5 protein-coding genes are annotated in these 6753 nt (G+C 38.0%); 3 read left to right on the top strand and 2 right to left on the bottom strand.

The features are described from left to right. Positions 1-34 precede the first annotated feature (34 nt). On the bottom strand, positions 35-2587 hold the full coding sequence (locus D0T53_RS13045) for a hypothetical protein (RefSeq protein WP_163268615.1): 2553 nt from the start codon (positions 2585-2587) through the stop codon (positions 35-37). 195 nt (positions 2588-2782) lie between these two features. Further along, complete coding sequence (locus D0T53_RS13050; protein ID WP_163268617.1) at positions 2783-3544, bottom strand: ThiF family adenylyltransferase; 762 nt, start codon at positions 3542-3544, stop codon at positions 2783-2785. Positions 3545-3743: 199 nt separating this feature from the next. On the opposite strand from D0T53_RS13050, the gene D0T53_RS13055 reads away from it, so the two are divergent. The 3 genes from D0T53_RS13055 to D0T53_RS13065 all read left to right on the top strand — a co-directional run bounded on the left by D0T53_RS13055 (position 3744) and on the right by D0T53_RS13065 (position 6591). Beyond that, positions 3744-4307, top strand: a complete 564-nt coding sequence (locus tag D0T53_RS13055) for an NAD(P)H-dependent oxidoreductase (protein ID WP_163268619.1) — start codon at positions 3744-3746, stop codon at positions 4305-4307. 11 nt (positions 4308-4318) lie between these two features. Beyond that, positions 4319-4726 (top strand): thioredoxin, encoded by a 408-nt coding sequence (gene trxA / locus D0T53_RS13060; RefSeq protein WP_163268621.1) that lies wholly within the window; start codon positions 4319-4321, stop codon positions 4724-4726. A gap of 530 nt (positions 4727-5256) precedes the next feature. Then, positions 5257-6591 carry an NADP-specific glutamate dehydrogenase gene (locus D0T53_RS13065; protein ID WP_163268623.1) on the top strand — a complete coding sequence of 445 codons (1335 nt, stop codon included), beginning with the start codon at positions 5257-5259 and terminating at the stop codon, positions 6589-6591. The last annotated feature ends 162 nt before the right edge of the window (positions 6592-6753 follow it).

Raw genomic sequence — 6753 nt, forward strand, 5'->3', positions numbered from 1 at the left:
ATATGTATAAGTACAAGGTAAACAATAGCTTCGTTTACATCCCAAACCTTTTATAAATACGCTTAAGAATACCATCGCGCACCTTACCGTCCTTCACTGTTTCAAAAAAATCGAATAACATATAAGGGTTGCCAGGGCTTGAGGGTATTTCCATAGCTTTTACAGCTTTTTCAAGCTCCAGCAGCCATGCAGTTTCTTGCTTTTTAAGAAGCAATACTATAAATTTCTCAAAATTAACCCGTGCATGCATAGTTAGTTCATAATGAGCCCAATTAACATAAAACTGAACCATCATAATTACCTTATCCTGATTCCAACCGTCTTTCTTTATCTGATTATCAAACACCTCGATAGCCAAATCGACAACACCTTCACCTCCTGCCTTTTCCAGAAAACGGCATATATAAAAATAATCCGAAGGCAAAGACACAATATCGGCAACATATGGAAGAAATATTTTCAGGAACGAGTTCACTCTCTCTTGTGGCAAATTCTTAAACGAAGAATTCATCCCCTTCAGCACTTCCTGCACAGTTATAATTTCTCCGTTCTTTAATTTCAACCCTGAATTATGCAATTCAAAGAAGTTTCCTCCCGTGTCTATTCCGTATTTCTCTTTAAAAGAACACATTTCGACTACAAAAGGACGCTGATCGCAATCCAACTCCTCTGCTATATCGAAATGTTGCTCAAGCTTCAAAGTCAGTTTTGTAACAACATCCTTGCTGCAACTCTCAGCAACAGCAATATTTATAAGTTTCTGACACTCTTCGACACACCAATCATGGCATTTGTATTGCTCTATTAATGTCTCTAACAATTCTGTCGAAAATTCGTCTTTCGTTTTCAAATACTCGTAATATTTGGCAAAAACAGCTTGTTTATTTTCTCTGTTTTCAAAAAAGAACGAAGCAGATGCTATTTGTACCGCAACATCATTTTTCTCGGCCAATACTTTGGCAAATTCATCAACATCAATCTGATTCGGATTCAGATACCTAACAATATCGGATATTTCTTTTATTGATATATGCGATTTCAAAAGGGTTAGCATATAATAAACCTGAATGGCAAGCCTTATTTTCCTCAGTAAAATACCAATGGCTTCACTACCTTTTGCATGCGTAAAAAAAGCATTCAAAATATCCTGAAACTCTTTATTCTCAAACAATTTATCAGAAGCATATTCGCACAAACGTACATTTTGCAGAATTACACCAACATAGTATATAAAAAACGAGTTGTTGCCCCTATCGAGGTAACTATGCATGTATCGGAACGATTCGCTTGAGAAAAAGTACTTCTGAAATACATTACCAAATGTGAGAAACTCTTTTATCATCTGCTCATTGCTCGATAGTATTAAGCTTAAATAATAATCTTTCAGAGACTCTCCTTCCGCACTGAATACCACAATATTCAATCGCTCGAAATACAGTTCGAAAACCCGTTCAAACACATCGTCCGATTCGGCTATGCGGGCAAACACGCAAAGTCTATAGAAAAACGAGACATCGTCTTTTACCTGAATATTATACAACGTTTTTTTTAGGTTCAAAAAATAATCTTTCACAAAATCCGACACAAACGCCTTTGTTCCTTTTTCTAAAGTAAACGAAATTATGCGATCCCATTTAGGATCGTAAGGATGTTCAACTTTTGCCGTAAGATATAACCTATACAGTATGTCAATATCGCGATCTAAGGATAAATAATTAAAGTTATCGAAAAAGTCAATTATTTTACTTCTGTCGCCCTTGTTTTCTTTAAGCACAGATGCCATTACTTTAGGATATTCCAACGAATAGGTCACATTCGACAAAGACCTCTTCGATTCGTCAAAGAGCATACAAAAAGCTTCTGTCTGATTTTCGGCATACGAAAAATCGGGATTATCCCAAACAGTATGATCTCCTATAATAAACGAACGTGTTATTGCAAGATAATTCGAACAAGTAGAGAATGTAAAGTCGGCAACCAACGACGCAGGAAAAGCAAAACTCAGGGCAGACAACCACTTCACCATTCGGCGAGGCTCGTCTCTGACTACAATTTGTTTGCCCTTTTCTTTAGCCTCGATAACAGTATTCAGAATAAATTCAAACCGCTCCTGATTACCGTCCTCCGACAAGAACTCACTTACATCTTCCGTATTTATTTTATCGTTTAAAACTAAATCGCTTACTGTTAAATCCGGAAGCTTGTTTTTTATATCCTCTTCCGTATATCCGTCGAAACCGGTAACAAAAGATTCGGACCGATATAAACGAATAGGCAAAAAAGGGAATTCGCCTTCTTCCAACACCAACGCATGTACTAAAAGCTCATTTGCCTGAGCAATATCTTTATTCTTTATAATTGCGCTTTGAGCAACGCCTATCTTTCCGCTATGAAGTTTAAAATAACAAAAGCCAACCTGGTTATCAGTCCACTCCGATAATTCGACGGGGGTTATATAATCTCCTATTTTCTCAATTTCATACATTTCTTCTTCCGAAAAGCCTTCCGAAACCCTATGATATTGGAAAGCCGAAGCTCCCGACTGACCTAACCTACTCAATGTGTAACAAGCCTGTAAAATTCTCATAAACATATTAGCTTTTATGACATTTTTATATTTAAAATGTAATTACCTGTTGCTCCGCTTTTCTACAACAAATATTTTACAAATATAACAAAAAAATAATCAATTTCCCCGCACCGATTCTTAAGTTTAGTAGCATACAACCACAACATAAACAACAAAATACCACCTTAACCAATTGGCAACCAAATAAAAAAATTACTTCTCAACTTTTTTAACAATATCCTGCACTACCAGCCCCGACAGAGTAAACCCAAACACAGCTGTAACCTGCACTATAGAACCATTTATCCGAGCCTTTTGCATATCCCAACCCGAAGAATCGTCCTCTTTACTATTCTTTATCAGTTCTCCTTTATTATCGAGTAATTCATCGCTATACACACACATAAATTTTTTCGACAAGCTTCCTTCTTTTCGCAACCTTCGCCTCAAAGCCGCAGCCAAAGGACAACCCGCAACTTTCCAGAACTCGGCAACCTTCACACGGGTAGGATCCAGTTTTAAGGCTGCACCCATAGACGAAAAAAACACAGCGTCCGAATCTGTCGCCACCCGTATCAGATGAAGCTTATTTTTCAAACTATCGATAGCATCAATCACATAGTCATAATTATTCAGCCCGAACGAAGCCGAAGTTTCCTCATCATACACCATCTGCTTAGCACAAATTTCAGCATCGGGATTTATTTCCTGCAACCTTTTTTTCAACACATCAACTTTAGGCTGCCCTACGGTTATTGTTGTTGCCGGCAACTGCCTGTTTATGTTCGACCACGAAACATCATCCGAATCGACAATAGTTAGATGCCCCACCCCCGAACGTATAAGACCTTCGGCACACCAGCTTCCAACACCCCCTACCCCGAATAATATAACCCGCGAAGAATTTAACCTATCTACAACCTCTTTTCCTAACAGCAATTCTGTTCTGCCGAATATTTCTTTTCTATCACTCATATACAAAATAGATGTAATTGCAAAAGTATATAAATCAAACTATTCGCATGCTATAATTAAACGCAAATAGCCGATAAATTACAGCCCACACTTAAAAAAAGCAAAACAAGCAACTCTTTAAATTATAGTTTGTAGCTTTGCCTATTCAGAAACAAATAAAAACCCAAGTTATTAATACTACAAAACAAATAAAATATTTATGGTTACAATTATTTTGGCCCACCCGTGGCATGGCAGCTTCAACAAAGCAATAATGGATACTATAATCTCAAAATACGAAAAGGAAAATACCCCTTACCAAACAATAGACTTACATAAAGATAATTTCAATCCGGTTTACAGCGAAGAAGAGTTAAGTCTTTACAGTCAAGGGGGATTTATCGACCCCATAGTTGGGCGCTATCAGGAATTGATAAAAAAAAGCGACGAACTTATATTTATTTTCCCCATCTGGTGGTCGGGGATGCCTGCCATCTTAAAAGGATTTTTCGACAAAGTGCTTCTTAAAGATTTTGCGTTCAATTACGAAAACGGATGGACTCCGCTTCTGTCTATCGACAAAACAACAATTATTACAACCGCCGACCAAACCACCGAAAGCATAATAAACAACTGCGGCAACCCCATTGAAGGATGCCTTATACCTGCAGCCTTAAACGGTGTTGGAATAAAAAACGCAACATGGATTAACTGCGGACAAGTAGTGAAAGGGTCGGACGAGCACCGAAAAGATTTTCTGAAAAAAGTAGAAAGTATAGTATAACAGATAGCCGTATGAAAAAAAAAGCATTATATATTTTAATTATCGCCCTCATTATCCCTATAAGTTTAACCGCAAAGGATAAAGAGCCGAAAAGCGAAGCTGCGATAGTGGAACTAACTCCGTCGAACTACAAACAGGAAACATCGGAAGGGATAGTCATTGTCGATTTTTGGGCGTCGTGGTGTGGCCCTTGCCGCAAAATAGCCCCGGAGCTGGAGAAACTGGCAAAAGATCCCGATGCTGGCGTTAAAGTAGGCAAATTAAACGTCGACAAATACAAGTCGTTGGCTACAAACCGTAACATAAGATCAATTCCGACTCTTATTTTATACAAAGATGGCAAAGAGATAACCCGTTTTACAGGAGTATATACAAAAGATGAACTAAAGAAAAAAATTAACAACGCCTTGGCTCCTTAAGCACTGCATGCGTTTTGATACAAGATGGCCGATAGTAGCAAGATGAATATTAAAATCAACACTATCGGTCTCGTTTTTTTAAAGCGCACCGAAAGACTGCATCTTGACATTATGCAAGCCAGCATCATAAAAGCCCATAAAACAAGCAATATTGCAGACACTAAAAAAACAACAAAAAATATCTTTTCCATAACCGAGATATACATTTTAAAAGCAGGCAGCCTTATCCGGACAACCTCTACGTGCATAGAATCTGTAAATTTAACATATAACGCCTACAAATATAACTATAAAAATACGATTCTAAACCAGTCTCCGAAACGATTTGACGAATCCTGTATCTTTTAGGTAAGAATCTGTAATTATTAACAAAATTAACAGTTTCGAATACAAATTTTCACATACAGACAACAGACCAACCAAAAATAGCAAAAAGAAAAAAAATTAATCAAAAAACGAACATTATTCTTGTTTTTTCGCTTTTTCTCTGTACCTTTGACGTTAGATATCAATGTATAATATTTTTACAAATGAAAGCAGAACAAGTACTAACTACTTTAAAGCAACGCTTCCCAAACGAACCCGAATATCATCAAGCGGTTCACGAAGTATTAGAATCTATTGAAGAGGTGTATAACCAACACCCCGAGTTTGACAAAGCAAACCTTATCGAAAGACTTTGTATACCCGAGCGTATATTCTCGTTCCGTATAACGTGGGTCGACGATAAAGGAAATGTACAAACCAATATGGGATATCGTATTCAACACAGCAATGCCATCGGCCCATATAAAGGAGGTATCCGTTTTCACTCTTCAGTAAACCAATCTATCCTTAAATTCCTCGCATTCGAACAAACATTCAAAAATGCACTTACAACCCTGCCTATGGGTGGAGGAAAAGGAGGTTCTGACTTTAACCCAAAAGGAAAATCAACTGCCGAAATCATGCGTTTCTGCCAGGCTTTTGTCACTGAGCTTTGGAGACACATTGGCCCCGACACCGACGTTCCGGCCGGCGACATAGGCGTAGGCGGACGCGAAGTTGGATTCATGTTTGGAATGTACAAAAAACTTGCCCGCGAATTCACAGGTACATTTACAGGTAAAGGTATCACTTTCGGCGGATCCCTTATACGCCCCGAAGCAACAGGATATGGAAATGTTTATTTCCTTCTCGAAATGCTTAAAACACGCAACATAGACATTAAAGGTAAAAAATGCCTTGTTTCCGGATCGGGCAATGTTGCACAATACACTTGTGAAAAACTGATAGAATTAGGAGCTATCCCTGTTACTTTATCAGACTCTAACGGATATATTTACGATCCGGAAGGAATTACAAAAGAAAAACTTGAATACGTTATGGAGCTTAAAGAGCTTTACCGTGGACGTATAAAAGAATACGCCGAAAAATATGGCTGTAAATATGTAGAAGGCGGACGTCCTTGGGGCGAAAAAGCCGACATAGCGCTACCATCGGCAACACAAAACGAACTAAACGGCGACGATGCCGAGATGTTGATTAAAAATGGCATTTTCGCTGTATCGGAAGGTGCAAACATGCCATCTACCCCCGAAGCCATAGAAGTATTCCTTAAAAACAAAATACTGTATGCACCGGGTAAAGCCGCAAACGCAGGAGGTGTATCTGTATCGGGCTTGGAAATGACCCAAAACTCGGAACGCCTAGGCTGGTCAAAAGAAGAAGTTGACAGCAAATTAAAATGGATTATGGCAAACATTCACGAAAACTGTGTGAAATACGGTAAACAATCCGACAACTTTGTCGACTATGTAAAAGGAGCCAACATTGCAGGATTTATGAAAGTAGCTCAGGCAATGATGGCACAAGGTATAATATAATACCTCACATAAAAATAAATGATAAAAAGAGGTAATCGGGCGAACCGATTGCCTCTTTTTGCGTTGTATAAACACAACAATAAAAAAATCAGGTAACTATATCTAACTTTACGGTAAAGGTATAAAAAAGAAAGCCACAATTAAGTGGCTTTTTATGTTATT

It is taken from the genome of Dysgonomonas sp. 216 (assembly GCF_010501065.1).
Taxonomy (GTDB): domain Bacteria; phylum Bacteroidota; class Bacteroidia; order Bacteroidales; family Dysgonomonadaceae; genus QVMM01.